The sequence below is a fragment of the Stenotrophomonas sp. BR163 genome (genome assembly GCF_047520985.2).
Lineage (GTDB): Bacteria > Pseudomonadota > Gammaproteobacteria > Xanthomonadales > Xanthomonadaceae > Stenotrophomonas > Stenotrophomonas sepilia.
On the sequence record NZ_JAXBRE020000007.1, the window covers coordinates 67,314 to 90,408 of the forward strand.

Annotated in this window: 27 protein-coding genes and 1 other RNA gene; 13 read left to right on the forward strand and 15 right to left on the reverse strand. The window is 67.1% G+C overall.

From position 1 onward, the window contains the following. Positions 1 to 3 precede the first annotated feature (3 nt). A complete protein-coding gene (locus tag ACM0PY_RS08165; protein ID WP_005419049.1) occupies positions 4 to 1,260 on the reverse strand; it encodes a 6-phosphofructokinase in 1,257 nt (418 codons plus the stop codon). Positions 1,261 to 1,396: 136 nt separating this feature from the next. Between ACM0PY_RS08165 and ACM0PY_RS08170 the strand changes: the two genes are divergently transcribed. The 3 genes from ACM0PY_RS08170 (at position 1,397) to ACM0PY_RS08180 (ending at position 4,228) form a co-directional block, all read left to right on the forward strand. Continuing rightward, a complete protein-coding gene (locus tag ACM0PY_RS08170; RefSeq protein ID WP_005419045.1) occupies positions 1,397 to 1,960 on the forward strand; it encodes an adenylate kinase in 564 nt (187 codons plus the stop codon). A 328-nt stretch (positions 1,961 to 2,288) separates the two neighbouring features. Then, the gene (mpl, locus tag ACM0PY_RS08175; RefSeq protein WP_134971398.1) at positions 2,289 to 3,653 is read left to right on the forward strand and encodes a UDP-N-acetylmuramate:L-alanyl-gamma-D-glutamyl-meso-diaminopimelate ligase; all 1,365 of its coding nucleotides are present in this window, start codon (positions 2,289 to 2,291) and stop codon (positions 3,651 to 3,653) included. Beyond that, positions 3,650 to 4,228: an LON peptidase substrate-binding domain-containing protein gene (locus ACM0PY_RS08180; RefSeq protein ID WP_005419042.1), complete on the forward strand. Its 579-nt coding sequence runs from the start codon at positions 3,650 to 3,652 to the stop codon at positions 4,226 to 4,228. The genes mpl and ACM0PY_RS08180 overlap by 4 nt, the downstream gene beginning before the upstream one ends. A 177-nt stretch (positions 4,229 to 4,405) precedes the next feature. On the opposite strand, the gene ACM0PY_RS08185 is transcribed toward ACM0PY_RS08180, so the two are convergent. Then, the gene (locus tag ACM0PY_RS08185; protein ID WP_032954490.1) at positions 4,406 to 6,403 is read right to left on the reverse strand and encodes a bifunctional DedA family/phosphatase PAP2 family protein; all 1,998 of its coding nucleotides are present in this window, start codon (positions 6,401 to 6,403) and stop codon (positions 4,406 to 4,408) included. Between the two features lie 85 nt (positions 6,404 to 6,488). On the opposite strand from ACM0PY_RS08185, the gene ACM0PY_RS08190 reads away from it, so the two are divergent. Beyond that, on the forward strand, positions 6,489 to 7,151 hold the full coding sequence (locus ACM0PY_RS08190; protein ID WP_049413709.1) for a serine/threonine-protein kinase: 663 nt from the start codon (positions 6,489 to 6,491) through the stop codon (positions 7,149 to 7,151). Next, positions 7,148 to 7,654 carry a DUF2867 domain-containing protein gene (locus ACM0PY_RS08195; RefSeq protein WP_134971396.1) on the forward strand — a complete coding sequence of 169 codons (507 nt, stop codon included), beginning with the start codon at positions 7,148 to 7,150 and terminating at the stop codon, positions 7,652 to 7,654. Before ACM0PY_RS08190 ends, ACM0PY_RS08195 begins: the two co-directional genes overlap by 4 nt. 109 nt (positions 7,655 to 7,763) lie before the next feature. On the opposite strand, the gene ACM0PY_RS08200 is transcribed toward ACM0PY_RS08195, so the two are convergent. After that, positions 7,764 to 8,447, reverse strand: coding sequence for a hypothetical protein (locus ACM0PY_RS08200; RefSeq protein WP_180884766.1), 684 nt, complete (start codon positions 8,445 to 8,447; stop codon positions 7,764 to 7,766). 108 nt (positions 8,448 to 8,555) lie between these two features. On the opposite strand from ACM0PY_RS08200, the gene ACM0PY_RS08205 reads away from it, so the two are divergent. The 3 genes from ACM0PY_RS08205 (at position 8,556) to ACM0PY_RS08215 (ending at position 11,561) form a co-directional block, all read left to right on the forward strand. Then, positions 8,556 to 9,374 (forward strand): SDR family oxidoreductase, encoded by an 819-nt coding sequence (locus ACM0PY_RS08205; RefSeq protein ID WP_134971394.1) that lies wholly within the window; start codon positions 8,556 to 8,558, stop codon positions 9,372 to 9,374. Positions 9,375 to 9,466: 92 nt separating this feature from the next. Continuing rightward, a complete protein-coding gene (locus tag ACM0PY_RS08210; protein WP_180884768.1) occupies positions 9,467 to 10,459 on the forward strand; it encodes a YiiG family protein in 993 nt (330 codons plus the stop codon). Positions 10,460 to 10,619: 160 nt separating this feature from the next. Then, complete coding sequence (locus tag ACM0PY_RS08215) at positions 10,620 to 11,561, forward strand: YiiG family protein (protein WP_134971390.1); 942 nt, start codon at positions 10,620 to 10,622, stop codon at positions 11,559 to 11,561. Between the two features lie 102 nt (positions 11,562 to 11,663). Here ACM0PY_RS08215 and ACM0PY_RS08220 read toward each other — a convergent pair whose 3' ends face one another. After that, positions 11,664 to 12,536 carry an ion transporter gene (locus tag ACM0PY_RS08220; protein WP_069139259.1) on the reverse strand — a complete coding sequence of 291 codons (873 nt, stop codon included), beginning with the start codon at positions 12,534 to 12,536 and terminating at the stop codon, positions 11,664 to 11,666. 63 nt (positions 12,537 to 12,599) lie between these two features. On the opposite strand from ACM0PY_RS08220, the gene ACM0PY_RS08225 reads away from it, so the two are divergent. After that, the gene (locus tag ACM0PY_RS08225) at positions 12,600 to 13,826 is read left to right on the forward strand and encodes an acetylornithine transaminase (RefSeq protein WP_414609372.1); all 1,227 of its coding nucleotides are present in this window, start codon (positions 12,600 to 12,602) and stop codon (positions 13,824 to 13,826) included. 51 nt (positions 13,827 to 13,877) lie between these two features. On the opposite strand, the gene ACM0PY_RS08230 is transcribed toward ACM0PY_RS08225, so the two are convergent. After that, complete coding sequence (locus tag ACM0PY_RS08230) at positions 13,878 to 14,480, reverse strand: HAD-IA family hydrolase (RefSeq protein WP_134971388.1); 603 nt, start codon at positions 14,478 to 14,480, stop codon at positions 13,878 to 13,880. Between the two features lie 123 nt (positions 14,481 to 14,603). Here ACM0PY_RS08230 and azu point away from each other — a divergent pair, with 123 nt between their 5' ends. Then, positions 14,604 to 15,053: an azurin gene (azu, locus tag ACM0PY_RS08235; protein ID WP_134971386.1), complete on the forward strand. Its 450-nt coding sequence runs from the start codon at positions 14,604 to 14,606 to the stop codon at positions 15,051 to 15,053. 124 nt (positions 15,054 to 15,177) lie between these two features. On the opposite strand, the gene hemL is transcribed toward azu, so the two are convergent. Both hemL and thiE read right to left on the reverse strand, forming a co-directional pair. After that, the gene (gene hemL, locus ACM0PY_RS08240; RefSeq protein WP_134971385.1) at positions 15,178 to 16,467 is read right to left on the reverse strand and encodes a glutamate-1-semialdehyde 2,1-aminomutase; all 1,290 of its coding nucleotides are present in this window, start codon (positions 16,465 to 16,467) and stop codon (positions 15,178 to 15,180) included. A gap of 18 nt (positions 16,468 to 16,485) precedes the next feature. Next, positions 16,486 to 17,112: a thiamine phosphate synthase gene (gene thiE, locus ACM0PY_RS08245; protein ID WP_072168443.1), complete on the reverse strand. Its 627-nt coding sequence runs from the start codon at positions 17,110 to 17,112 to the stop codon at positions 16,486 to 16,488. 34 nt (positions 17,113 to 17,146) lie between these two features. Between thiE and ACM0PY_RS08250 the strand changes: the two genes are divergently transcribed. Beyond that, a complete protein-coding gene (locus tag ACM0PY_RS08250) occupies positions 17,147 to 17,371 on the forward strand; it encodes a rubredoxin (protein WP_014038358.1) in 225 nt (74 codons plus the stop codon). A gap of 40 nt (positions 17,372 to 17,411) precedes the next feature. On the opposite strand, the gene ACM0PY_RS08255 is transcribed toward ACM0PY_RS08250, so the two are convergent. The 8 genes from ACM0PY_RS08255 to ACM0PY_RS08290 all read right to left on the reverse strand — a co-directional run bounded on the left by ACM0PY_RS08255 (position 17,412) and on the right by ACM0PY_RS08290 (position 21,482). Then, positions 17,412 to 18,257, reverse strand: coding sequence for a SirB1 family protein (locus ACM0PY_RS08255; protein WP_005419007.1), 846 nt, complete (start codon positions 18,255 to 18,257; stop codon positions 17,412 to 17,414). Positions 18,258 to 18,392: 135 nt separating this feature from the next. Beyond that, positions 18,393 to 18,839, reverse strand: coding sequence for a DUF192 domain-containing protein (locus ACM0PY_RS08260; RefSeq protein ID WP_014648292.1), 447 nt, complete (start codon positions 18,837 to 18,839; stop codon positions 18,393 to 18,395). A 21-nt stretch (positions 18,840 to 18,860) separates the two neighbouring features. Then, positions 18,861 to 19,508: a ribose-5-phosphate isomerase RpiA gene (gene rpiA / locus ACM0PY_RS08265; protein WP_005419003.1), complete on the reverse strand. Its 648-nt coding sequence runs from the start codon at positions 19,506 to 19,508 to the stop codon at positions 18,861 to 18,863. Between the two features lie 23 nt (positions 19,509 to 19,531). Continuing rightward, entirely contained in the window at positions 19,532 to 20,011 is a 480-nt protein-coding gene (locus ACM0PY_RS08270) for an EVE domain-containing protein (RefSeq protein ID WP_005419001.1), read from the reverse strand. After that, positions 20,008 to 20,601 (reverse strand): 5-formyltetrahydrofolate cyclo-ligase, encoded by a 594-nt coding sequence (locus ACM0PY_RS08275; protein ID WP_032954483.1) that lies wholly within the window; start codon positions 20,599 to 20,601, stop codon positions 20,008 to 20,010. Before ACM0PY_RS08275 ends, ACM0PY_RS08270 begins: the two co-directional genes overlap by 4 nt. A gap of 83 nt (positions 20,602 to 20,684) precedes the next feature. Beyond that, positions 20,685 to 20,870, reverse strand: a non-coding RNA gene (gene ssrS / locus ACM0PY_RS08280) — 6S RNA. Between the two features lie 97 nt (positions 20,871 to 20,967). After that, a complete protein-coding gene (locus tag ACM0PY_RS08285) occupies positions 20,968 to 21,264 on the reverse strand; it encodes a cell division protein ZapA (RefSeq protein ID WP_006467013.1) in 297 nt (98 codons plus the stop codon). Further along, entirely contained in the window at positions 21,261 to 21,482 is a 222-nt protein-coding gene (locus ACM0PY_RS08290; protein ID WP_005418996.1) for a TIGR02449 family protein, read from the reverse strand. Before ACM0PY_RS08290 ends, ACM0PY_RS08285 begins: the two co-directional genes overlap by 4 nt. A 154-nt stretch (positions 21,483 to 21,636) precedes the next feature. Between ACM0PY_RS08290 and ACM0PY_RS08295 the strand changes: the two genes are divergently transcribed. Continuing rightward, positions 21,637 to 22,185, forward strand: a complete 549-nt coding sequence (locus tag ACM0PY_RS08295) for a UPF0149 family protein (RefSeq protein WP_005418994.1) — start codon at positions 21,637 to 21,639, stop codon at positions 22,183 to 22,185. Between the two features lie 5 nt (positions 22,186 to 22,190). After that, a partial coding sequence (locus ACM0PY_RS08300; RefSeq protein WP_495493254.1) for an aminopeptidase P N-terminal domain-containing protein occupies positions 22,191 to 23,095 on the forward strand: 905 nt, incomplete at its 3' end.

Below are 23,095 nucleotides of genomic sequence, written 5' to 3' on the forward strand. Positions count from 1 at the left end.
AGGTCAGCCTTCGAAGGCCGGCAGTTTCTGCTTCACCGCCACGTTCTTCAGGGTGACGTACTTCGGCAGGCCATCGGTGCCATAGGGAAGCGGTGCTTCGCCCTTGATCAATGGCGACAGGTAGGCGCGCGCCCTGGCCGTGATGCCGAAGCCATCGCGGCGGATGAAGCCGGCCGGCATTTTCTTCTCGTGGTTGGCGATCTTCGACAGCGGCGCCGCTTCGATCTTCCAGCGATAGGGCGCATCGCTGCTGCGCACGATCACCGGCATTACGCCATTCTGGCCCTTCAGTGCCAGCTGCACCGCGGCCTTGCCCACTGCCTGCGCCTGCTCCCAGTCGGTCCTGCTGGCCAGGTGGCGGGCCGAGCGCTGCAGGTAATCGGGCAGTGCCCAGTGCACCTTCAGGCCCAGCTGATCCTTGACCCGGCCGGCCAGGTGCGCCGCCACGCCCCCGAGCTGCGAATGACCGAACGAGTCCTTGCCACCGCCGGCATCGGCAACGAAGCGGCCATCGGCGGTGGCAATGCCTTCCGACGCCACCACCACGCAGTAGCCGACGCGCTCGACCACGGCTTTCACCTTGGCCAGGAACGTGGCCTCGTCGTAGGCGCGCTCAGGCAGCAGGATGATGTGCGGCGCTTCGTCATCACCGTTGCCGGCCAGGCCGGCGGCGGCGGCCAGCCAGCCAGCGTGGCGACCCATCGCTTCGTAGATGAAGACACGGGTGGAGGTTTCGGCCATCGCCGCCACGTCCAGTGCCGCCTCGCGCACCGAGACCGCGGTGTACTTGGCCGCTGATCCGAAGCCGGGGCAGGTATCGGTAACGGCAAGGTCGTTGTCGATGGTCTTGGGCACGCCGATACAGGTCAGGTCGTAGCCGGAGGCCTTGGCCAGCTGCGAGACCTTCAGTGCGGTGTCGGCCGAGTCGTTGCCGCCGTTGTAGAGGAACCAGCGCACGTCGTGGGCCTGCAGCACCTCCAGCAGGCGGTCATAGCGGGCGCGGTCGGCGTCGAGCGATTTCAGCTTGACCCGGCACGAGCCGAAGGCGCCGCCCGGGGTATGGGCGAGGGCGCGGATCGCGGCGGCACTCTCCCTGCTGGTGTCGATCAGCTCCTCGCGCAGCGCGCCGAGGATGCCGTTGCGCGCGGCCAGGACCTTGATGCCCTTGGCCCGGGCCTGCTCGATCACCGCTGCCGCCGTGGCATTGATGACGGCGGTGACACCGCCGGACTGGGCGTAAAGGAGAGTACCGTTGCGCATGCTTCTACCTGCTCGGGGGAGGGGACATTGCAGGGACATTACCCGGATGCGGTAAAGTGGCGCTATTGCGGTGCAGCGATACCGGACCGTCCGGGACGCGAACCTTCTTTGTTTTCAACACGTTGGAGTCAGGTCAATGCGATTGGTTCTGTTGGGACCGCCCGGTTCGGGCAAGGGGACACAGGCGACGCGCCTGAAGGAAAAGCTGGGGATCGCCCACATTTCGACCGGTGACATGCTGCGCGCGGAAATCGCCGCCGGCACCGAGCTGGGCAAGCAGGCCAAGACGGTGATGGATGCCGGCAACCTGGTGTCGGACGACATCCTGCTGGGCATGCTGGAGTCGCGCCTGACCCAGGCTGATGTCGCCAAGGGCTTCATCCTCGATGGCTATCCGCGCAATGTGGCCCAGGCCAATGCGATGGATGGCCTGCTGGCCAAGATCGGCCAGCCGCTGGACGCGGTGGTGCAGCTGGATGTGCCCACCGAGCTGCTGGTCGACCGCATCGCCGGCCGCGCCAAGGAGCAGGGCCGCGCCGATGACAACCCGGAAGCGGTGCGCCAGCGCCTGCAGGTCTACAACGACCAGACCGCCCCGGTGGTCGATTTCTACGCCGGCCGTGGCACCCTGGCCCGCGTCGATGGCGTCGGTGAGCTGGACGAGATCGAAGCCCGCATCCTGGCAGCGATCAAGGCCTGATCCGGCGGGGCCGGCATGCTTCCGGTCCTTCGGGCGCAAAAAACACAGGCCTGGTCCGCGAGGATCAGGCCTGTGTCGTTTGATAGGCGCCAGCGAAGGGCTTGCTCAGGGCCCCGCAGTATGAGCTCCCTTGGGGATGGCCTCTTGGGGAGTAGGACCGGTTCGGGTACTGCGGCTGGCAGTTCGAATTGTGTCCGGGTTCACAGAACATCGCTATCGGGAATTCCCTGACAGCTGATTGGAGTTTTCTCACATCCCGTGTAGGGGTTGTCTTACCCGATAGCGGACATTGGCCCTATACAGCCGTCATCGGTCACAATCCTCGGTCATGAGCAGCGTACATATCCTTGCAATTGCCGGCACCTTCATGGGCGGCGTGGCCGCCCTGGCGCGGGAACTTGGGCATTCCGTCAGCGGCAGCGACCAGGCCATCTACCCGCCGATGTCGACCCAGCTCGAACAGCTGGGCATCACCCTGGACCAGGGCTACCGCGCCGACAGCGTGCCGGCCGGCACCGACGAGGTAGTGATCGGCAACGCGCTGTCGCGCGGCAATGCCGCCGTGGAAGCCGTGCTCGATGCCGGCCAGCGCTATATCTCCGGCGCGCAGTGGCTGTCCGAGCAGGTGCTGCCGGGCCGCGACACGCTGGCCGTGGCCGGTACCCACGGCAAGACCACCACCACCACGATCCTCACCTGGCTGCTGGAAAGTGCAGGGCGCTCGCCGGGCTTTCTGATCGGCGGTGTCGCCGAGGATTTCGGTGTCTCCGCCCGCCTGGGCCAGGGCCGCGAGTTCGTGGTCGAGGCCGATGAGTACGACACGGCCTTCTTCGACAAGCGCAGCAAGTTCGTGCACTACCGGCCGCTGGTGGCCATCCTCAACAACCTTGAGTACGACCATGCCGACATCTTCCCGGACGTGGCCGCGATCCAGCGCCAGTTCCACCATCTGGTGCGTACCGTACCCGCACGTGGCCGGCTGATCGTCAACGGCGAGGATCAGTACCTGGCCGAAGTGCTGGCGATGGGCTGCTGGACCCCGGTCGAGCGCTTCGGCTTCGATCCGTCGCTGGAATGGCATGCCGAGCTGCTGGCCGCCGATGGCAGCGCGTTCCGCGTGCATCATCGTGGGCAGGCGCTGGGTGATGTGCAGTGGTCGCTGCTGGGCCGCCACAACGTGCTCAACGGTCTGGCCGCGCTGGCCGCCGCGCATGCAGTGGGCGTGGCCCCGGCCGACGTGATCCCGGCGCTGGCGCGCTTCCGCAGCGTCAAGCGCCGCATGGAAGTGATCGGCAGCCATGACGGCATCACCGTCTACGACGATTTCGCCCACCATCCGACTGCGATCGCCACCACGCTGGAGGGCCTGCGTTCCAAGGTGGGTGATGCGCGCATCGTGGTCGCGATGGAGCCGCGCAGCAACTCGATGCGGCTGGGCGCACATGCGCCGGCGCTGGCTCCCTCGCTGGCGCTGGCCGATGAAGTGGTGTTCCTGCATCGCCCGGAACTGGCCTGGGATGCTGCGGCGGTGATCGCCGCGGTGCGTGGCGAAGCCCACGCGGTGCCCGATACCGACGCATTGCTGGCGCAGCTGCAGGCCAGCGCGCGCAGCGGTGACCACGTGGTATTCATGTCCAACGGTGGCTTCGACGGTGCCCCGCGCCGCTTCCTCGCCGCGCTGCAGGCCCGATGAGCGGCGACGGCTCGCTGCCGCTGTTCCCGCTGCACACCGCGCTGGTACCGGGTGCAGCGGTAGGCCTGCGCGTGTTCGAGCGGCGCTATCTGGACCTGGTCCGCGACAGCGGCCGCAGTGGTGAGGGATTTGGCGTCTGCCTGATCCTCGAGGGCGAGGAGGTCGGCGCACCGGCGACACCGGCCGCCTTTGGCGTGCAGGTACGCATCGAAGACTTCGATGTCGGCGCCGACGGCGTGCTGCAGCTGCGCCTGCGCGGCACCCGCCGCTTCCATGTCGAGCGCACCCGCGTGCGCGACAACGGCCTGGTGGTGGCTGATGTGCGCTGGTGCGAGGAAGACCCCGATGACGAACTGCGGCCGCAGCATGCACTGCTGGCCACGGTGCTGGGGCACATCATCGAGCAGGCCGGCGAGGCCTATGCGCCGGCCAATCCGGCGCTGCTGGACCAGGCCAGCTGGGTCGGCTGGCGGCTGGCCGAGCTGCTGCCGCTGAGCGAGCAGCAGCGCCTTCAGCTGCTGCAGATGGACGACCCGCACCAGCGATTGCAGCAGCTGCTGGGCTGGATGCCGTAGCAGCCTGCCTTGGGTCGCTGTGCACCTTGGTGCACATGCTGGGGCATGCGTGCAATGCCATCCACGCATCGCGTGGATCTACTGCAGCGCCGAGCCCATGCTCGGCGTGTTGGGTCGTGCGAAGCGCAGCCGAGCATGGACTCGGCGCTACAGTGGGTGATCGCGCACCGGTATCCGTCAGGGCGTGGTGGTCTTCAGCCGCAGCACCGGCAACCCGGTTTCGCTGTGCACGTCCTCGCGCTGCGGCAGGTCCTGCACGGCGTCCTTCACGGCATTCAATGCCGGGTCGACACCACGCAGCGGGTGCCACATGCCGATCCACTCGAAATGGCGTTCGTAGCGCAGGGTCTGTGCACTGCCCAGCCACAGCGGCGTGTTGCCCGGCTGCAACTGCGCAGGGGCCGGCCACAGGCGCAGTACGTAGCGCTCATCACGGTGTGTACCCGGGCGTACCATCAACAGCGCTTCCACGCGGGTTTCCAGCGTCGCCGGCAGCACCGGCAGTTCATCGGCGCCGGTGTTCTTGTCCAGCATCAGCAGCGCCTGCTGCCAGCCGGCCTGCTCCTGCCGCTTCCAGCCGCGCGCTTCCAGTTGCGCCTGCAGCGGTGCCAGCGGACCGGCCACCTGCACGTCCAACGGCCAGCGCTGGTCGTCATCGAACTCGTTGCGGCGCGCCGGCAGTGTCGCCCAGTCGTGCTGCCACCAGGCCTGCGTGTCCATTGCCTGCGGGGCCGGCAAGGTCGGCTCGAAGCGTTCCAGCTTCACCGGGATGTTGCGCGGTGCGTACCACATCGCGGCGACGGCGAAGACGCCGTAGAACAGCCATGCCACCGGCTTCACCCAGAACGAGCGGTTGAAGCGGCGGCGGTAGGCGATGCCCAGCACCAGCAGCCAGAACGTGCCGAACAGCATGCCGCCGATCACATCGCTCAGCCAATGCGCGCCCAGGTACAGGCGCGAGAAACCGATCAGGCTGACCACGATGCCCGACACCAGGTACGGCCAGACGCGGGTGCGGCCGGGCATCTCGCGGGCGATCAACACCGCGAAGAAGCCGAAGGTGATGGTGGCCATCGTCACCGACACCGACGGGAAGCCGAAGCCGCTGCTGGCGTCGACCGGGCGCACAACATCGACGGTAGCGCCGAGCAGCATGGTCAGCGCCAGGCCGAAAGCCAGCGCGGCCAGCCAGTGCGCGGCCGCCATCCAGCGCCGGCGCCAGACCAGGTAGCCCATCGCCGCCGCCGTGGCCGGCAGCAGCACCTGCCAGGCGCCCAGCGACGCCAGCGCGGCCATCGGGTAATCGGCCAGCGGGTTGCGCAGGGCCAGCATGGCCTGGTGTACCAGCAGGTCGATCGCCAGTGGCTCGCCATGCGCGACCACCACGGTCAGCAGCGCGAACCAGCCCCAGCCCAGCACCAGCAGCATCAGCGCCAGCATCGCCAGCGGCACCGACTCGCGCCGCTTCGGGTCCAGCACGCCGACGGTGTAGCGGCCCAGCGTCGGATGGCGGTTGGACCAGTCGAGCAGGCGTGCCAGCCAGTTGTCCATGCGCGCGGCCGACCAGCGGTAGCCGTACAGCACGATGGCCCAGACCAGGCCAAGGATCACCGCCAGCAGGCCGACCACCACCACCAGCCGACCGGCTACTGCGGCCACCGCGTCATAGGCCTCGCCAAGAATCCAGCCGGGGGCCAGGAACAGCACCGCCCATGAAATGCTGGCGATACCACTGGCCTGTACATAGCGGCTGGCTGGCATCTTCATCATGCCCGCGATGGCGGGCACGAACGGCCGGATCGCGCCGACGTAGCGTGCCACCAGAATGCTCTTGAACGCATTGCGACGGAACAGGTTCTCGCCGCGGTCGAGCAGCTGCGGGTAACGGCTGAACGGCCAGACGCCACGCAGGCGGTCTCCCCAGCGGCGCCCGATCCAGTAACTGATGCCATCGCCGGCGAATGCGCCCAGTGCGGCCGCCGCCACCGCGTACGGTCCGGAGATCTGGCCCAGGCCGATGAACACGCCTACCGCGAACAGCAGCGGCAGCGCCGGCACGATGGCGCCAAGAATGATCACCGCATCGCAGAAGGCGATGAGGAAGATAACGGCACCCGCCAGCACGGGGTGAGCGGCAATCCACGCAAGCGTGGCGTCGATCCATGAAGAGTCCATTGCCCGATTATAGGGGCGTGAAGGTGACTGGTTCCCAGCCGCTTGGTGACCGTTTGCAACCGGCGCCATCGCCTAGAATGGGCCCATGCCGCATACGCCAGACACGCCACCGCATGCTTTGAAGGCCGATAGCTTCGGTCGCATCCTCCGTGTGGAAGGGCCTGCCGGCCCCTTCGTACGCCGTGACCTGGGCGCCACGCCGCTGTGGTTGCGCCTGCCGGCCTGGTGGCTGGCCCGCCGCGAAGCGCGCGCGCTGCGCCATATCCATGGCATGGCCGACGTGCCGCAGCTGCTGGCGTGGAATGGGCATCATCTCGACCGCAGTTTCATGGCCGGCGACGCCATGTACCAGCGCCCACCGCGTGGCGACCTGGCCTGGTTCCGCGCCGCGCGTCGGCTGCTGCAGCAGCTGCATCGGCGTGGCGTGGCCCACAACGACCTGGCCAAGGAAGCCAACTGGCTGGTGACCGAAGACGGCCGCCCGGCATTGATCGACTTCCAGCTGGCAGTGATCGGCAACCCGCGCTCGCGCTGGATGCGCCTGCTGGCCCGCGAGGACCTGCGCCACCTGCTCAAGCACAAGCGCATGTACTGCCGTGAGTCGCTCACCCCAGTGGAAAAGCGCGTGCTCAAGCGCACCTCGTGGGTGCGCGAACTGTGGTTCGCCACGGGCAAGCCGGTCTACCGCTTCGTTACCCGTCGCATCCTGCATTGGGAAGACAACGAGGGGCAGGGGCCCAAGCCGTGAGTCCACTGCAGGTAGTGACCGGCCCACCGAGTGCGGGCAGCGTCCTGCGCCCACAGCTGGCCGGTGCCGACTTCGTGCACGCCTGCCAGGCAACAACCCATCGTGATGGGCGCTCGGCCTTGCAGGCCTATCGCGATATGGCCGCGACCATTCCCGGCTGGTTCGATGGGCTGATGGCGCTGCGCAATCGCGGCATGCGCCTGCTCGGCATGAAGCACCTGGGCTCGTTGCGCGCGGTGCAGGATGTTGCGGATCCTCAACCCGGGCAGCGGTTGGGCATCTTCACCCTGCAGTCGCTCAGTGACGATGCCATCGTGCTGGAAGACGACGACCGCCACCTGCGTGTGCAGCTGGCCCTGCAATGGCAGGGTGACGTGCTGGAAGTGGCGACCGTGGTGCATACGCACAACGCGTTCGGGCGCATGTACATGCTGCCGGTTGCACCCGTGCATCAGCTGATCGTGCCGCATCTGCTGAGGAAGCAGGCGCAGGCGTATCGGTAGATCCACGCGATGCGTGGATGCGCCGGGGAGAACCGTATTGTAGAGCCGAGCCATGCTCGACTGCATTCAATGAGCCGAGCATGGCTCGGCTCTACAGAGGCTTGTGACCTTACGGCGTCGCCGGCACTACCTGCTGGCCGATGAAGTTGCGCTTGGCGTCGAAGTCGTAGGCGATCTGCAGCTGGCCCACATCCGGGCAGGCGTGGCAGTCGCGCAGCGGCGTGCGGTACAGCAGGCGGATGCCGCCGTTCTCCAGCGGCGTGGCTCCGGCCGACTGCGCCGGTGCGAACGGCGTGGCCTGTGGGTGGTCCTTCAGCAGGGCCTGCACGGTGGGGTCGGCACGCAGGGTGTCGTCCAGCTGCACGGCATCCACATCGATGCGCTTGCCGGTGGCGTCGACCAGGCGGGTGCCCTCGTTGGTGTTGGCGCGGAACGGATACTCGACCGTGGCGATGCCCAGGCCTTCGTTCTCATGCCAGGCCGTCACGTAGGCCAGCTCGCCGCCGGTGGACAACTGTTCGGCGGCAGCAATGGCATCGGCGCTTGCGCCACCAGCGCGCATCGCATCGCGCAGGCACTCACGCGTGGCCGCATTCTCGCCCTGGCGGCAGGCGTTGAGGTCGCCATCCCACACCACTGCCTCGCTCCAGCGCAGCTTGCCGTCCGCGGCGGCTTTTTCTGCGCTGGGCGTGTCACCGGCCGACGGTTCCTTGCCGGGTTCCGGCGAACGGCCTTGGCAGGCGGTCAGCAGGGCAAGCCCCAGGGCAGGCAGCAACAGGCGGGAACGGCGCATGGCGTGGACCTCGTGCGTTGGCTGGAGGCCCGAGTATCGTCAAGGGCGGGTGAACTCCGCGTCGGCGCGGCATACTGGCGGCTCATTGCATACGCTGGAGTGTGGAACGTGGGCAGTCTGCAGGGCAAAACGCTTTTCATCACGGGTGCCTCGCGTGGCATCGGCCTGGCCATCGCACTGCGCGCTGCGCGTGACGGGGCCAACGTGGCCATTGCGGCCAAGTCGGCGGTGCCGAACCCGAAGCTGCCGGGCACCATCCATACCGCGGCCGAAGCGGTAACAGCCGCGGGTGGCCAGGGGCTGGCGCTGAAGTGCGATATCCGCGAGGAAGAGCAGGTGCAGGCCGCGGTTGCGGCCACGGTCGACACCTTTGGGGGCATCGACATCCTGATCAACAACGCCAGCGCGATCTGGCTGCGTGGCACGCTGGATACGCCGATGAAACGCTTCGACCTGATGCAGCAGGTCAATTCGCGCGGCAGTTTCCTGTGCGCGCGGGCCTGCCTGCCGTACCTGCTGCAGGCGCCGAATCCGCACATCCTGACCCTGGCGCCGCCGCCGAGCCTGGAACCAAAGTGGTGGGGCGCGCATACCGGCTACACGCTGGCGAAGATGGGCATGAGCTTCGTCACGCTCGGCCTGGCCGCGGAATTCGGCCCGCAGGGGGTGGCGGTGAACGCGCTATGGCCGCGCACGGTGATCGCCACCGATGCAATCAACATGATTCCGGGCGTGGATGCAGCGGGCTGCCGTACGCCGCAGATCATGGCCGACGCCGCGCATGCGGTGCTGGTGCGTGAAGCGGCAGGCTTCCACGGCCAGTTCCTGATCGACGATGAAGTGCTGGCACAGGCCGGCGTCAGCGATCTGTCCGGCTATGCCGTGGACCCGTCGCGGTCGTTGTTGCCGGATCTGTTCCTGGACTGAGTGCTTCGTTGCGCAAGGGCCGAGGGCTGCGGCCCTCGGCCTGCTGCGCTAGAATGCAGGGCTGTAATCGTTTTCAACAGGGATGTGAACACATGTCACGTACGCTTTCCGTCGCGGCGCTGGCCGCTTCGCTGTCGCTTGTCCTGGCCGCCTGCGGTGGCAAGGGCCCTGCAACCGCTGGCGACGCCGGCGCCTCGGGCAAGCCGGAGGCCAACACGGTGCCGTCCGACGCACAGCAGCAGTTGACGGCGAAGCTCAACGCCTACATCGGCTGCTTCAACGCGCTTGATTCGAAGACGCACGACAGCCTCCAGTCCTATACGCGCTGGATCAAGGATGTCGAGGCCGGCCCGACCGGGCGCGAGACACAGGTGTACGGTCCGTTCGAGATCAGCGATTACGACATGAAGCAGTGCGATGGCCCGGTGATCGAGGCGACGGCTGCCAAGCCGGCGCTGGCCGAACTCGATGCTGCTGCCAGCCATTATCAGCAGGCGCTGAAGGCGCTGGTGCCGATCAGCAAGGAGGCGCACGACTACTACGATCGCCAGGACTACGAAGACGACCAGTTTGCCAAGGGCAAGCAACTGCACGCGCCCTTGATGGCCGCATTCAAGGACTTCGTGGCTGCCAGCGAAACGTTCAACGCCGAGCTGGAGCGCCAGAATGACGCTGCCCAGCGCGAGCAGCTCAAGGTACTTGAACAGGCCGAGGGGCGAACGCGCGAGTACTACCGTGTGGCGATGATGCTGGAAGCCAAAGCGATCGTGGAGCTGATGAGCGAGGACGACTTTGATCCGGCCCAAGCGCGTGAACGACTCGACGCCTTCAACCGTATTTCCGACGAGGCGCATGCCAAGGTGGCCGATCAGGAGCCGGGCAAGCTGGACTGGAACAGCTTTGAGCGCGAAGCCGAGAACTTCCGTCGGGAAGGCAAGGAGCGGCTGCAGCGGGTCAGCAGCAAGACGCCCTACAGCGATTTCGAACGGCGCATGCTGGATTCGCCCTCGATGGCGCCACGCGGCTCGGCCAGCAAGCTGATGCAGGAATACAACTCGCTGGTTTTCCAGAGCAACCGCCAGTAAGCGGGAAGCTCAACGCTTCATTTTTGTCGCGATTGAGCAGGTTGATTGCGGCATGACACACCCTGCAGCCCCGAATGCCAGCACCTTGCCGAGGTGCTGGAGCGCGCGCTCGCGCCATGCATGACGATGCCTGCAGTTTTCACTTGTGCAAGGAACTGATTTGAACGCATCCACACGCCTGATTCCTGTTCTCCTGCTCGGCGCGCTGGCCGGCTGCAACAACCCGGCCGGGCTGGCTGTCGCCGATCCCGGGTTGGAAAAGGTGAACGCCTATATCGAGTGCTACAACGGCGTCGAACAGCCCATCCACGAGGGTTTCCAGACCTACACCGGTTGGATGAAGGATCCCGAAGCCGGTCCAACCGGCAAGGAAGCGCAGCCGCGCTCACCTGGCAAGGTGTTGTCGCACCGGGTCGAGTACTGCGGCCAGCCGTTGAGCGAGGCGCTGGCAAAGACCCCGGCGACGTCGCTGGATGCGCCCGCGCGGCAGTACCAGCAGGCGTTCCTTGCGCTGAACACCCTGATCGAGCGCGCCGATGGCTATTTCACCCGCGAGGACTATCGTCGCGATGGTGGTGAAGGGATGCGCAGCCAGCATGCCCCGCTGATGCAGGCCTATGCTGATTTCTTCAAGGCCAGCGAGGCGATGGATGCGGCGCTGGAAAAGAACGAGAACGATCGCCGCGCCGCCCAGTTGAAGCAGATCGAGGAAAGCGAAGGCCGCTCGCTGGCGTACTACCATCTGCGCCTTGTCGGCGATGGCAAGCAGCTGGCGATGGCGTTCCAGGGCGAGGCACCGGACGTTGCGGTGTTGCGCGGCCAGCTGGCCGACTTTCAGGCGCTGGTGACGGAAATCCAGAACGGTGGTGTCGGCAAGGACGACCCGATGTGGGGCCATGTGCAGCGCTCGGCCGACAAGCTGGTGCGTACCGCCGGGCGCGGAGTCGAGCGCCTGGAACAGGGCAAGCCGATCACCGCCGATGCGCTGGCCGCCGAGCGCAAGGCGTCGGGCAGCTGGCTCACCACCGACCCTGAAGGCGCACAGTCGACGATTCTGGATGCCTACAACGACCTGGTGACCACCAGCAACCGCATGCGCTGAGGGCGATCCACGCGGGGCGTGGATCTGCCCACGGTAGCGCCGGGCCATGCCCGGCGCGCACCCTGTTGGTCCGGTAGTGCCGGCCGTTGGCCGGCATGTGCCTCAATGGCTGAACGCATCCGGCAGCTGGCCACCACACTTGCGGCAGTGCCGCGCATCGGGTTCATGCCCCTCGAGCCCGCAATGCGGGCAGCCGCGGGCATCACGGCGCGCGGCCAGTTCGGCTTCGCGCATGGTGCTGGCCAGTTCGGCGGTGTAGATGCCGGTCGGCACGGCGATGATGCTGTAGCCGATCAGGATCAGCACCGAGGTGACGAAGCGGCCAAGCACGGTCTGCGGCACGATGTCGCCGAAGCCGACCGTGGCCATGGTCACCACCGCCCAGTACATGCTGGCCGGGATGTTGGTGAAGCCGTGTTCGGGGCCCTCGATCACGTACATCAGCGCGCCGGCGATGATGGTGATGGTGATCACCGTGAACAAGAACACCAGCACCTTGCGCCGGCTGCGCCACAGCGACGTCATCAGGACGCCGCTTTCCTCGATGTAGCGGGTCAGCTTGAGGATGCGGAACACGCGCAGGATGCGCAGCGCACGCACCACCAGCAGGCTCTGCGCGCCGGGGATGAACATCGACAGGTAGGCGGGCAGGATCGACAGCAGGTCGATGATGCCCCAGATGCTCACCGCGTAGCGCAGCGGCCGCTTGACCACCGCCAGCCGCAGCAGGTACTCGGCGGTGAAGATGATGGTGAAGCCCCATTCCAGGATGTACAGGCCGGTGGACCACTCGGCATGCAGGTGCTGCACGCTGTCGATCATCACCACCAGGATGCTGGCGACGATCGCCACCACCAGGATCAGGTCGAAGTTGCGCGAGGGCCGCGAGTCATGGCGGTAGATGATGTCGAACCACCGACGACGCCAGCCGGTCTCGGTGGCGGGATTCAGCTGGGGGGCGGAAAACGGTCGCATGGGCGCATTGTGCCGCAGGGGTTCCGGCGCGAGAATGGGCATTCCTGAATCCTGCCGACTGCCATGACCGCCGCGACCGATCCGCTGATCTCCCTTTCGCACTATTACCTGCCGGTCTACAAGCCCCGCCAGGTGGTACTGGAGCGAGGCCAGGGCGCCCGCGTGTGGGACAGCCAGGGGCGTGAGTTCATCGACCTGGCTGCGGGTATCGCGGTGTGTGGCCTGGGCCACAACGATCCGGACCTGGTGGCCGCGCTGGTCGAGCAGGCCGGCAAGCTCTGGCACACCAGCAACGTGTTCTACAGCGCGCCGCCGCTGCACCTGGCCGAGGAACTGGTGAAGGCCAGCCGCTTTGCCGAGCGCGTGTTCCTGTGCAACTCCGGCGCCGAAGCCAACGAAGTGGCGATCAAGATGGTCCGCAAGTGGGCCTCCAGCCAGGGCCGTCCCGCCGACAAGCGGGTGATCATCACTTTCCGTGGCAGCTTCCACGGCCGCACGATGGGCGCGGTGACCGCTACCGCCCAGCCGAAGTACCAGGAAGGCTACGAGCCGCTGCCTGGCGGCTTCCGCTACATCGATTTCAACGATGAGGTGCAGCTGGAAACCGCGATGGCCGCCGGCGACGTGGCGGCGGTGATGCTGGAGCCGATCCAGGGCGAGGGCGGCGTGATGCCGGCCAAGTCCGGTTTCCTCAAGCGCGTGCGTGAACTGTGCGACCAGCACAACGCACTGCTGGTGCTGGACGAGATCCAGGCCGGCATGGGCCGCACCGGCACGCTGTTCGCGCACTGGCAGGATGATGTGGTGCCGGACATGGTCACCTTGGCCAAGGCACTCGGTGGCGGCTTCCCCATCGGCGCGATGCTGGCCGGCCCGAAGGTGGCCGAGACCATGCAGTTCGGCGCGCACGGCACCACCTTCGGCGGCAACCCGCTGGCCGCTGCGGTTGCCCGCGTGGCACTGCGCAAGCTGGCCTCGGCGGAGATCGCCGCCAATGTCAGCCGCCAGTCGAAGGCGCTGCGCGATTGCTTTGCCCGCATCAACGACGAGTTCGGTGTGTTCAGCGACGTGCGCGGCCGCGGCCTGATGCTGGGCGCGGTGCTGGGCAAGGACTTCGCCGGCCAGGCCGGGGCGATCCTCGACCATGCCGCCGAGCACGGCCTGCTGACCCTGCAGGCCGGCCCGGACGTGTTGCGCTTCGTGCCGTCGCTGAACATCACCGACGAAGAAGTGGCCGAAGGCCTCAAGCGCCTGCGCGCAGCGATTGCGGCGTTCATCGCCGCGCGCTGAAGCCGGCAGAGGCATCTGTAGAGCCGAGCATGGGCTCGGCTCTACAGTGGTTCACGCAATCCGATAGCGCTTCAACACCTTGCCCAATCCACGGCCATCGCGCACGGTTTCCGCGTGCAGGCCGGCGGCGCGTGCACCGCGCACATTGGCGAACAGGTCATCGACGAACAGCGTGCGCGAAGGCGCCACGCCGAGGGCCTCAAGCGTGCGCAGGAAGACTTCCGGTGCGGGTTTGCGCAGGCTGAAATCTGCGCTGCAGAACACGCGTCCCTGCAGCGCAGGGAACAGTTCCGGCAGCAGGGTGGGCAGCGCCTGTGCCATCAGCGCGCCGTTGTTGGTCAGTATCGCCAGTGGCAGCTGCAGAACCTGCAGCCGCTGCAGCACCGCGTGCTGCGGATGGCTGGCCGCCTGGCGTGCGGCGATCCAGCTGGGTACATCGATGATCCTGCCCAGGCACTCCCCCAGCTGCGCCAGATAGGCCGGGCCATCCAGCGTGCCGTTGTCATGCGCCGCTTCCAGTCCGCTGTCATACAGCGCGGCCTGTACGGCGGCGGGGGTAACATCCAGCGCCTGCGCCAGATGCAGCACGCGCTGCGCGCGCTGGTACTGCACCAGCACGCCATCCACATCCAGCAGCAACAGGTCGATCCGCATCGGTCGAGCATGCCATTGCAGTGAGTGCGCGGGAAACCCTGGAGTAGGCATGCGACAGACGGTCGCAGACGCGGCCGCAGGGGCCTGCCTAGAATGGCGCTTGAATCCGCAGGAGAGGCAACGATGAAGGCTTGGTGGGTGGCAGTGGGACTGGGCGCGCTGATGCTGGCGCCGTCGGCGATGGCACGGGTGTGTGCGGTGAGCATCGACAGCACCGACCAGATGAGCTTCAGCACTCGCGAGATCAAGCTTGCCGCCGACTGCACTGCCGTGGACCTGACCCTGCGCCATACCGGCAAGCTGGCCGCTACCGCGATGGGCCACAACTGGGTGCTGACCCGCACGGCCGATTACCAGCCGGTGGCGATGGCGGGCATGCGCATGACCCTGGCCGACAGCTACCTGCCGAAGGCCGACAAGCGCGTGCTGGCGCACACCAAAGTAATTGGTGGTGGCGAGACCACGCGCGTGCGCTTTTCCACCCAGGGCCTGCAGAAGGGCGGCGACTACACCTTCTTCTGCTCGTTCCCCGGCCACTTCGCGATGATGAAGGGCAAGTTCGTCTTCGGTTGAGCAGCCACGCATGGCGTGGCTCTACCAGTAGATCCACGCCATGCGTGGATGAAAAAAGGGGACGGAGGGGATCAAGTCGTTTATGCACAAACGACTTAATCCCCTCCGTCCCCTTTTTTTGCGATCAGCCCTTGGCGGCCTTGAATGCCACGCGTGCAGCGGCGAGGGTGGCCTCGATCACGGCATCGTCGTGCGCGCTGGACAGGAAACCGGCCTCGTACGCCGACGGCGCCAGGTACACGCCCTGCTCCAACATCGCGTGGAAGAAGCGGTTGAAAGCTGGGATGTCACAGGCGGTGGCCTGCGCATAGGTCTCCACCTTCTCACTGGTGAAGAACATCCCGAACATCGCGCCCACGCGGGTGGTGGTCACCGCCACGCCGGCTTCGGCGGCGGCCGCTTCCAGGCCGGCACACAAGCGCGCGGTGCGCTCGGCCAGGTCGGCGTGGAAGCCCGGCTGCTGGATCAGCTCCAGCATCGCCAGGCCAGCGGCCATCGCCACCGGGTTGCCGCTCAGCGTGCCGGCCTGGTAGATCGGGCCGGCCGGGGCGATCTGCTGCATCAGCTCGCGGCGCCCGCCGTAGGCGCCCACCGGCATGCCGCCGCCGATGATCTTGCCGAAGGTGGTCAGGTCCGGGGTGATGCCGTAGTGCGCCTGCGCACCGCCGAGGGCAACGCGGAAGCCGGTCATCACTTCGTCGAAGATCAGCAGCGCGCCGTGGTTCGTGCACAGTTCGCGCAGGTGCTGCAGGTAGCCCTCGCGCGGCGGGATGCAGTTGGCGTTGCCGACCACCGGTTCGATGATCAGGCCGGCGATGTCATCGCCCTGCTGCTCGAACAGCGCAGTGGCCGCTTCGAAGTCGTTGTAGGGCAGGGTCAGGGTCAGTTCGCTCAGCCCGGCCGGGACGCCCGGCGAGGTCGGCACGCCCAGGGTCAGCATGCCGCTGCCGGCCTTGACCAGGAACGAGTCGCCGTGGCCGTGGTAGCAGCCTTCGAACTTGACGATGCGGTTGCGGCCGGTGGCGCCACGCGCCAGGCGGATCGCCGACAGGGTGGCCTCGGTGCCGGAGTTGACCATGCGCACCATCTCGCACGACGGCACCAGGCGGGTGATGGTCTCGGCCATGGTCACCTCGGCCGCGCATGGCGCGCCGAATGACAGGCCGTTGTCGATCGCCTTCTTCACCGCCTGGCGTACCGCCGGGTGGTTGTGGCCGACGATCATCGGGCCCCAGGAGCCGACGTAGTCGATGTAGCGGTTGCCGTCGACGTCGTACAGGTAGGCGCCGTCGGCGCGCTCGACGAAGAACGGTTCGCCGCCGACCGACTTGAACGCGCGCACCGGCGAATTGACGCCGCCCGGCAACAGCTGCTGGGCGCGGGAGAACAGGGCGTGGGACTGGTCGTGGTTCATGGGGGAATATCCTGGGCGTTACGCGAACTGGGCGAGGAAGGCGCGCTGGGTCGCGACCGGGTCTTCGGCGGCGAACACGCTGCTGACCACGGCGACCAGATCGGCACCGGCGTCGATGATGGGACCGACATTGTCCGGCGTCAGCCCGCCGATCGCCACCCGCGGCACGCCCAGTGCGGCGCTTTGCCGCAGCAGGTCGGTATGGGCGCGGCTAGTGGTGATCTTGGTGGTGGTCGGGAAAAACGCGCCGAAGGCCACGTAGCTGGCGCCGGCGGCCACGGCCCTCTCGGCATTGGCCAGCTGGTCATAGCAGGAGGCGCCGATGATGGCCTCGGGGCCGAGCAGGGCGCGCGCGCTGGGGATGTCGCCGTCGGTGCCGCCCAGGTGCACGCCCGCCGCGCCCACGGCCTTGGCCAGCGCCGGGTCGTCGTTGACGATCAGCGGCACGCCGTGGTCCGCGCACAGTGCCTGCAGCGCGGTGGCCTGTTCCCGCCGCAGCGCGTCGCTTGCGGTCTTGTTGCGGTACTGCAGCCAGGTGGCGCCCGTGGCCAGCAGCGGCGCGGTGCGGGCCAGCAGGCGTGCGGTATCGGGCTCGTCCGGGGTGATCAGGTAGACGCCGCGGGGCGCCGGGGAAGCAGAAGTCATCGATGGCTACCGGTGAGTGGACCGCGATGGGACAATGGCGGCCCGTGAATCCAGTCCTGATTATCCGATGAGCGATGCCACCCCCACCACCTTGCGCACCTGGATGTGCGTGGTCTGCGGCTTCCTGTACAGCGAAGCGGAAGGCTTGCCGGAGGAAGGCATCGCGCCAGGGACGCGCTGGGAGGACATTCCCGAGACCTGGACCTGCCCGGATTGCGGGGTGACCAAGGCTGATTTCGAGATGGTCGAGGTCGATTGATGAGGGTAGGTGTGGACTGCCGGTCCACACACCGACTCCCTCAATGCAGTCGTGGCATCGGCCCGCCGAGGTCGATCAGCTTCTCGCGCAGCCACTGCGCATCGCTGGCTTCCGGGTTGCGCTTCAGGTACTGGCCCAGATCGTGCCGGGCACCGGCCAGGTACTCCAGCTGCAGGTAGGCCAGGCCGCGGTCGCGCAGCGCATCGTCCTGCTCCGGGGCCAGCTTCAGCAGGCGGTCGGCACTGCGCGCGGCGCGGTCCCACTCGCCGGCTTCGGCATACACGCCGTGCAGGTTGCGCAGCATGCGCATCAGGATCGCGCGCGCGGGCGCCGGGTCGAGGATCTGCGCCAGCACCTGGTCGTCGGGCATCTGCCCGCCCAGGTGTGACTTGGCCCGCTCGCGCAGTTCGTCCACGTCCAGCGGTCGGCCACCGTTGAACGGGTCCATCACCAGCACGCCGTCGTCCACCGGCAGGCGCACCAGGAAGTGGCCGGGGAAGGACACGCCATCGAGCGGAATACCCAGCCGGCGCGCGACTTCCATCTGCACCAGCGCCAGCGAGATCGGATTGCCCAGGCGGCGCTCGAATACCTGGTTGAGGTAGCTGTTGCGCGGGTCGTAGTACTCGTCGTGGTCGCCGCTGTAGCCCAGCTCGTCGAACAGGTGGCGGTTGATCGCCGCCATCTTCAGCGGGCTGTTGTCGATGCTCTCCACTTCCGAGCGGAGGTGCTCGACATGGCTCTGGATCAGCGCGTCGTAGGTGGACGGCTGCAGATCGGGGTATTCATCGCGCGCGATCAGCAGCGCGGTCGGCAACAGTGGCAGCGCCTCGTCTTCGAGGTCGGCCAGGGCATCCCAGTCGGGGAGTGTGATCCGGTCCTGCATGGCCACAGACTGGCGTCATTCGCAGGCGGTTTCAAGCGGTATCGCGTGAAAAATTCAGGGGTCAGATCCCTTTCGCTTGCGAAAGGGATCTGACCCCGGTCGGGTTGGATTGCCGGCCAGCGGCCGGCACTACCGTTATTTTTCGATGCCCGGACCGAATTTCAGCTCCGTGCCGTCCTTGAGCTGCAGCTTCTCGGCCTGGCCGGCGTTGAGTTCCAGTACATAACGGGCCGGGCCGCCGCTGGGATAGGGCGGGCACATGTCGCCGGCCGAGCACGGCGGTACGTCACGCTGCTGGCTGACCAGCCTGCGCTGGCTGTCGAAGTACAGGATGTCCAGCGCGATCCTGGTGTTCTTCATCCAGTACGCCTGCATTTCCTCGCGGTCGTGGATGAACAGCATGCCGTGGTCGGCCGCCATCTGGTCGCGGAACATCAGCCCGCGCGCGCGGGTTTCATCGTTGGTGGCCAGCTCGACCTGGTAGCGGGCGCCGTCCAGCTCGACCCAATGGCGGGCCGCGTCGGTGGCGCAGCCGGCCAGGGCCAGCAGCGGAAGCATCAGCAGCGAACGCAACAGCGACATCGTCAGGCTCCTTCGGAAGGGTCAGAGCACGACCGGCGGCTCGCCGCCGACGATCACCACATCGGCGCGACGGCGGGCGAACAGGCCGACGCAGACCACGCCCGGCAGCTGGTTGAGCTCGCGCTCCAGCTTTTCCGGATCGGTGATCTGGAGGTTGTGGATGTCCAGGATCTGGTTGCCGTTGTCGGTGACCACGCCCTCGCGCCAGGTCGGCTGGCCGCCGGTCATGTCGCGGATCTGGCGGGCGACCAGGCTGCGCGCCATCGGGATCACTTCCACCGGCAGCGGGAACTTGCCCAGCACCGGCACCTGCTTGCTCGGGTCGACGATGCAGATGAAGCGCTCGCTGGCCTCGGCGATGATCTTCTCGCGGGTCAGTGCGGCGCCGCCGCCCTTGATCAGGCACTTGTTCGGGTCGCACTCGTCGGCGCCATCGACGTACAGCGACAGGTTGCCGCTGTGGTTCAGCTCGATCACCTCGATGCCGTGCTGCTTGAGGCGTGCGGTGCTCTGCTCGGAGCTGGACACGGCGCCCTTGATGCGGTGCTGGATGCGGGCCAGGGCATCGATGAAATAGGCCACGGTGGAACCGGTGCCGACACCGACGATCATGCCGTCTTCGACGTACTCGATGGCTTTCTCGGCGGCCAGGCGCTTGGCTTCGGACATGGGAAGAACTCTCAGGCAGGGAATCAGGATTTCTTTTCCAGCGACAGCAGCAGCTTCCACTGCGCGGCGGTCACCGGGAACACCGACAGGCGATTGCCCTTGGCAACCAGCGGGAAGCCCTCGCCCAGCTCGTCAGCGTGCAGCTTGATCTCGTCCAGCGCGATCACCTGCTTGAGCTTGCGGTCGAAGGCCACGTCCACCAGCATCCAGCGCGGGTTTTCGCGCGTGCTCTTGGGGTCGTGGTAGTCGGATTTCGGGTCGAACTGGGTGTCGTCCGGGTAGGCTGGGCTGGCGACGGTGGCCAGGCCGACAATGCCGGGCACCTTGGTGTTGGAGTGGTAGAACAGGATGCCGTCGCCCACCTGCATGCCATCGCGCATGAAATTGCGCGCCTGGTAGTTGCGCACCCCGTTCCAGGGTTCGACCTTGACCTTGGCCAGGTCATCGATGGAGAAGGCGTCCGGTTCGGACTTCATCAGCCAGTAGCGCTTGCGGGCGGTCATGCGTTCACGGGGGCAGCGGAGGGGAACAGGGTGCCGTCTTCGGTGCAGATCGCATCCACCGGCACGTCCCACGACGCCACCGGCAAGGACTCGACCTGCTGCACCGCGAACGCAGCACCGACCAGCCAGGGCGGCGCCGGCCGGTCGTGGCGGAAGGCGAAGCTGCGATCATACCAGCCCCCCCCCATGCCCAGCCGGCGGCACTGTGCGTCGAACCCCACCAATGGGGTCACGACCAGCGCCATCCGTTCCGGTTCCAGGGTGTCTTCCACGGCCACGTCCGGCTCGGGGATGCCATAGCGGTTGCTGGTCAGCGGCTGCCCGGGCCGCCATGGTGCGAAGCGCAACACATCGCCGGCCAGTACCGGCAGGCAGTAGGTGAGTCCTTCGGGCAGTTGCAGCTGCCAGCGGTGCAGGGCGATTTCGCCATCCAGCGCCCAGTAGCCGGCCACCGCGCCTTCGCGCGGGGCGAACGGCAGGGCGAGCAGGGCATCGGCAAGCGATTCGGCGGCGGCGATGCGCTCACCAGCGTTAAGGTCACGGCGGCGTTGCCGCAGGTCGTGGCGCAGGGCCTGGCGCGGGTCGGTCATGGCAGCGAGCGGCAAGGATCAGCCGTCATTGTGCCGGAAAGAACAAGGGCGACGCCCGAAGACGCCGCCCTTGCTGGAATATTGCATTCTCCGCAATGTCGATGCATGCGAAACGACCTTGAACCCGGGGGCTCAAGTGGGAACGCTGGAGAACCATCGGGCTTCCCGCTACAAGGCGGACCTGCACTCCCGGCGCTGTCGCGCTCCCGGTGTCGTTCTTAAGGGACAAGGCGAATGTTTGCACATGCCGTCGAGTACCGCAGAGAACGCGTGGTCATTATAGCCAGCACGCAGGATCTGGATAGGCCGTTCGTCGGCAACAGTCCGTGCCAATTCAGATATGAGAAGACGCGTTGTGCACGGTCTTCAGGCGCCGCCGTCGATGGCGCGGTCCAGGCGCCGGTTCAGGTCGGCCAGCGTCTGCTGCAGGGCCACGGCCTGGCGGGCGTTTTCGTCGCGCAGCAGCTGCAGCTCGTGGGCCAGGTTCAGCGCGGCCAGCACGGCGACGCGGTCGACGGCGGCCATGCGGTTGCTGCCGCGGATCTCGCGCATGCGCGCATCGAGCAGGCGCGCAGCAGCCATCAGGCTGTCGCGTTCGTCGCCGCCGACGCCCACGGTGTATTCACGATCGAGGATGCGGACACTGACCGGTTCGGCGCTCATGTGTGCTGCTCCAGGGATTTGAGCCGGCTGATCATCGCTTCCACCCGCGAGCGCGCCTGTTCGTTCTTGGCCAGCAGCGTCGAGCGCTCGGCCACCAGCTGTTCCTGCTGGTGGCGCAGGCTGCGGTTCTCCTCGGCCAGGCGCTGGTTGCGTTCAAGCAACGCGTCCACGCGGGCGGCAAAGTCCTGCAGCTGGGCAAGGGGATCGGCGGGTTCCATGCGGGCACGATAGGCAAGCCGGGTGAGGGCGGTCAAGCGCTGTCGCAGCAAGGCCGGACGGCCACGAGAGGATGCCGCAGGGTTGCTACACTACGGGGTCTCACGGGCGCGCGCGTGCGCACCCCGGGTTTCCTTATTCCGAACGAGCCGCACGATGACCGAACTTCCCTCCGTCGACGACGTTACCCGCGCCAGCCAGGCGCTGGGCCTGGGCGCTACCGCTGCCGAGCTGCACGGAGCGCTGTGCGGCTGGCTGGCCGCCGGCGGCGCCCCCGGCAACGATTGGCCGGCGCGCGTGCTGGCCGACGACACCCTGCCACCGGTGGCCGCCGACAGCGTGCTGGGGCAGCTGCTGCAGGCCACCATCAAGCAGCTGGAAGACCGCGACTTCGCCTTCGAACTGCTCCTCGCCGACAGCGACGACGTGTCCGCGCAGGCCGATGCCATGTTCAGCTGGACCCGCTCGTTCCTGGGCGGCTTCGGCCTGGGCAGCGGCGGCCGCCGCCCGGCCCTGTCCGAAGAGGGCGAAGAAGCGCTGACCGACATGGCCAGCCTGGCGCGTGCGTCCAGTGAGGATTTCGAGGCCGGCGGCGATGACGACGACGAAGCCCTGTCGGAGATCGAGGAATTCATCCGCGTGGCGGTGCTGCTGCTGCACGGCGACGTGGTGCTGGCCGCGCGCCATCGGCAGCGCCTGAACTGATGGATATCAAGCAGCGCACCGGCATCGCGGCCGGCGAATACAAGCGTCGCCGCCGCCAGCTGATGGACATGGCTGGCGAGGATGCGATCCTGGTACTGCCGGCCGCAGCCGAGAAGGTGCGCAGCCTCGATACCCATTATCCGTTCCGCCAGGATTCGGATTTCCAGTACCTGAGCGGCTTCCCGGAACCGGAGGCGGTGCTGGTGCTGATTCCCGGCCGCCGTCACGGCGAGGCCATCCTGTTCTGCCGCGAGCGCGATGCCGAGCGCGAGGCATGGGACGGCAGCCGCGCCGGCCAGGAAGGCGCGGTAGCGCAGTACGGCATGGACGATGCCTACCCGATCGATGATCTGGACGACATCCTGCCGGGCCTGTTGGAAGGGCGCTCGCGCGTCTACTACCACTTCGGCCGCGACGCCGACTTCGATCTGAAGCTGACCGGCTGGGTCAACCGCGTGCGTTCGCAGGTACGCCACGGTGCGCAGCCGCCACATGAGTTCCTGGAGCTGGGCCACCTGCTGCACGAGCAGCGCCTGTTCAAATCCGGCGCCGAAGTGGCACTGATGCACCACGCCGCACAGATCAGCGTGCGTGCGCATCTGGCGGCGATGAAGGCCGCCAGGGCCGGCATCCACGAGTATGAACTGCAGGCCGAGCTGGAACGCGTGTTCCGCGCCAGCGATGCGGTGCCTGCGTATTGCAGCATCGTCGGTGCCGGCCGCAACGGCTGCATCCTGCATTACCGCGACAACAACGCGCGGTCGCGCGATGGCGAGCTGGTGCTGATCGATGCCGGTGCCGAGTACCGCGGCTACGCCAGCGACATCACCCGCACCTTCCCGGTGAACGGCCGCTTCAGTGCCGAGCAGCGCGCGCGGCACGACCTGGGCGGTGAAGCGCAGGCGGCGGC

Bases quoted from the DNA above. Each gene is read 5' to 3' on its own strand.
- ACM0PY_RS08270 (WP_005419001.1), bottom strand. From the start codon at position 20,011: ATGACCGCCCGCAAGCGCTACTGGCTGATGAAGTCCGAACCGGACGCC.
- ACM0PY_RS08255 (WP_005419007.1), bottom strand. From the start codon at position 18,257: ATGCAGGACCGGATCACACTCCCCGACTGGGATGCCCTGGCCGACCTC.
- mpl (WP_134971398.1), top strand. From the start codon at position 2,289: ATGAGCAGCGTACATATCCTTGCAATTGCCGGCACCTTCATGGGCGGC.
- ACM0PY_RS08285 (WP_006467013.1), bottom strand. From the start codon at position 21,264: ATGAGCGCCGAACCGGTCAGTGTCCGCATCCTCGATCGTGAATACACC.
- ACM0PY_RS08170 (WP_005419045.1), top strand. From the start codon at position 1,397: ATGCGATTGGTTCTGTTGGGACCGCCCGGTTCGGGCAAGGGGACACAG.
- ACM0PY_RS08210 (WP_180884768.1), top strand. From the start codon at position 9,467: ATGTCACGTACGCTTTCCGTCGCGGCGCTGGCCGCTTCGCTGTCGCTT.
- ACM0PY_RS08185 (WP_032954490.1), bottom strand. From the start codon at position 6,403: ATGGACTCTTCATGGATCGACGCCACGCTTGCGTGGATTGCCGCTCAC.
- ACM0PY_RS08200 (WP_180884766.1), bottom strand. From the start codon at position 8,447: ATGCGCCGTTCCCGCCTGTTGCTGCCTGCCCTGGGGCTTGCCCTGCTG.
- rpiA (WP_005419003.1), bottom strand. From the start codon at position 19,508: ATGTCCGAAGCCAAGCGCCTGGCCGCCGAGAAAGCCATCGAGTACGTC.
- ACM0PY_RS08180 (WP_005419042.1), top strand. From the start codon at position 3,650: ATGAGCGGCGACGGCTCGCTGCCGCTGTTCCCGCTGCACACCGCGCTG.
- ACM0PY_RS08260 (WP_014648292.1), bottom strand. From the start codon at position 18,839: ATGTCGCTGTTGCGTTCGCTGCTGATGCTTCCGCTGCTGGCCCTGGCC.
- thiE (WP_072168443.1), bottom strand. From the start codon at position 17,112: ATGACTTCTGCTTCCCCGGCGCCCCGCGGCGTCTACCTGATCACCCCG.
- ACM0PY_RS08295 (WP_005418994.1), top strand. From the start codon at position 21,637: ATGACCGAACTTCCCTCCGTCGACGACGTTACCCGCGCCAGCCAGGCG.
- ACM0PY_RS08275 (WP_032954483.1), bottom strand. From the start codon at position 20,601: ATGACCGACCCGCGCCAGGCCCTGCGCCACGACCTGCGGCAACGCCGC.
- ACM0PY_RS08290 (WP_005418996.1), bottom strand. From the start codon at position 21,482: ATGGAACCCGCCGATCCCCTTGCCCAGCTGCAGGACTTTGCCGCCCGC.
- ACM0PY_RS08190 (WP_049413709.1), top strand. From the start codon at position 6,489: ATGCCGCATACGCCAGACACGCCACCGCATGCTTTGAAGGCCGATAGC.
- azu (WP_134971386.1), top strand. From the start codon at position 14,604: ATGAAGGCTTGGTGGGTGGCAGTGGGACTGGGCGCGCTGATGCTGGCG.
- ACM0PY_RS08220 (WP_069139259.1), bottom strand. From the start codon at position 12,536: ATGCGACCGTTTTCCGCCCCCCAGCTGAATCCCGCCACCGAGACCGGC.
- hemL (WP_134971385.1), bottom strand. From the start codon at position 16,467: ATGAACCACGACCAGTCCCACGCCCTGTTCTCCCGCGCCCAGCAGCTG.
- ACM0PY_RS08225 (WP_414609372.1), top strand. From the start codon at position 12,600: ATGACCGCCGCGACCGATCCGCTGATCTCCCTTTCGCACTATTACCTG.
- ACM0PY_RS08165 (WP_005419049.1), bottom strand. From the start codon at position 1,260: ATGCGCAACGGTACTCTCCTTTACGCCCAGTCCGGCGGTGTCACCGCC.
- ACM0PY_RS08230 (WP_134971388.1), bottom strand. From the start codon at position 14,480: ATGCGGATCGACCTGTTGCTGCTGGATGTGGATGGCGTGCTGGTGCAG.
- ACM0PY_RS08250 (WP_014038358.1), top strand. From the start codon at position 17,147: ATGGCGGCCCGTGAATCCAGTCCTGATTATCCGATGAGCGATGCCACC.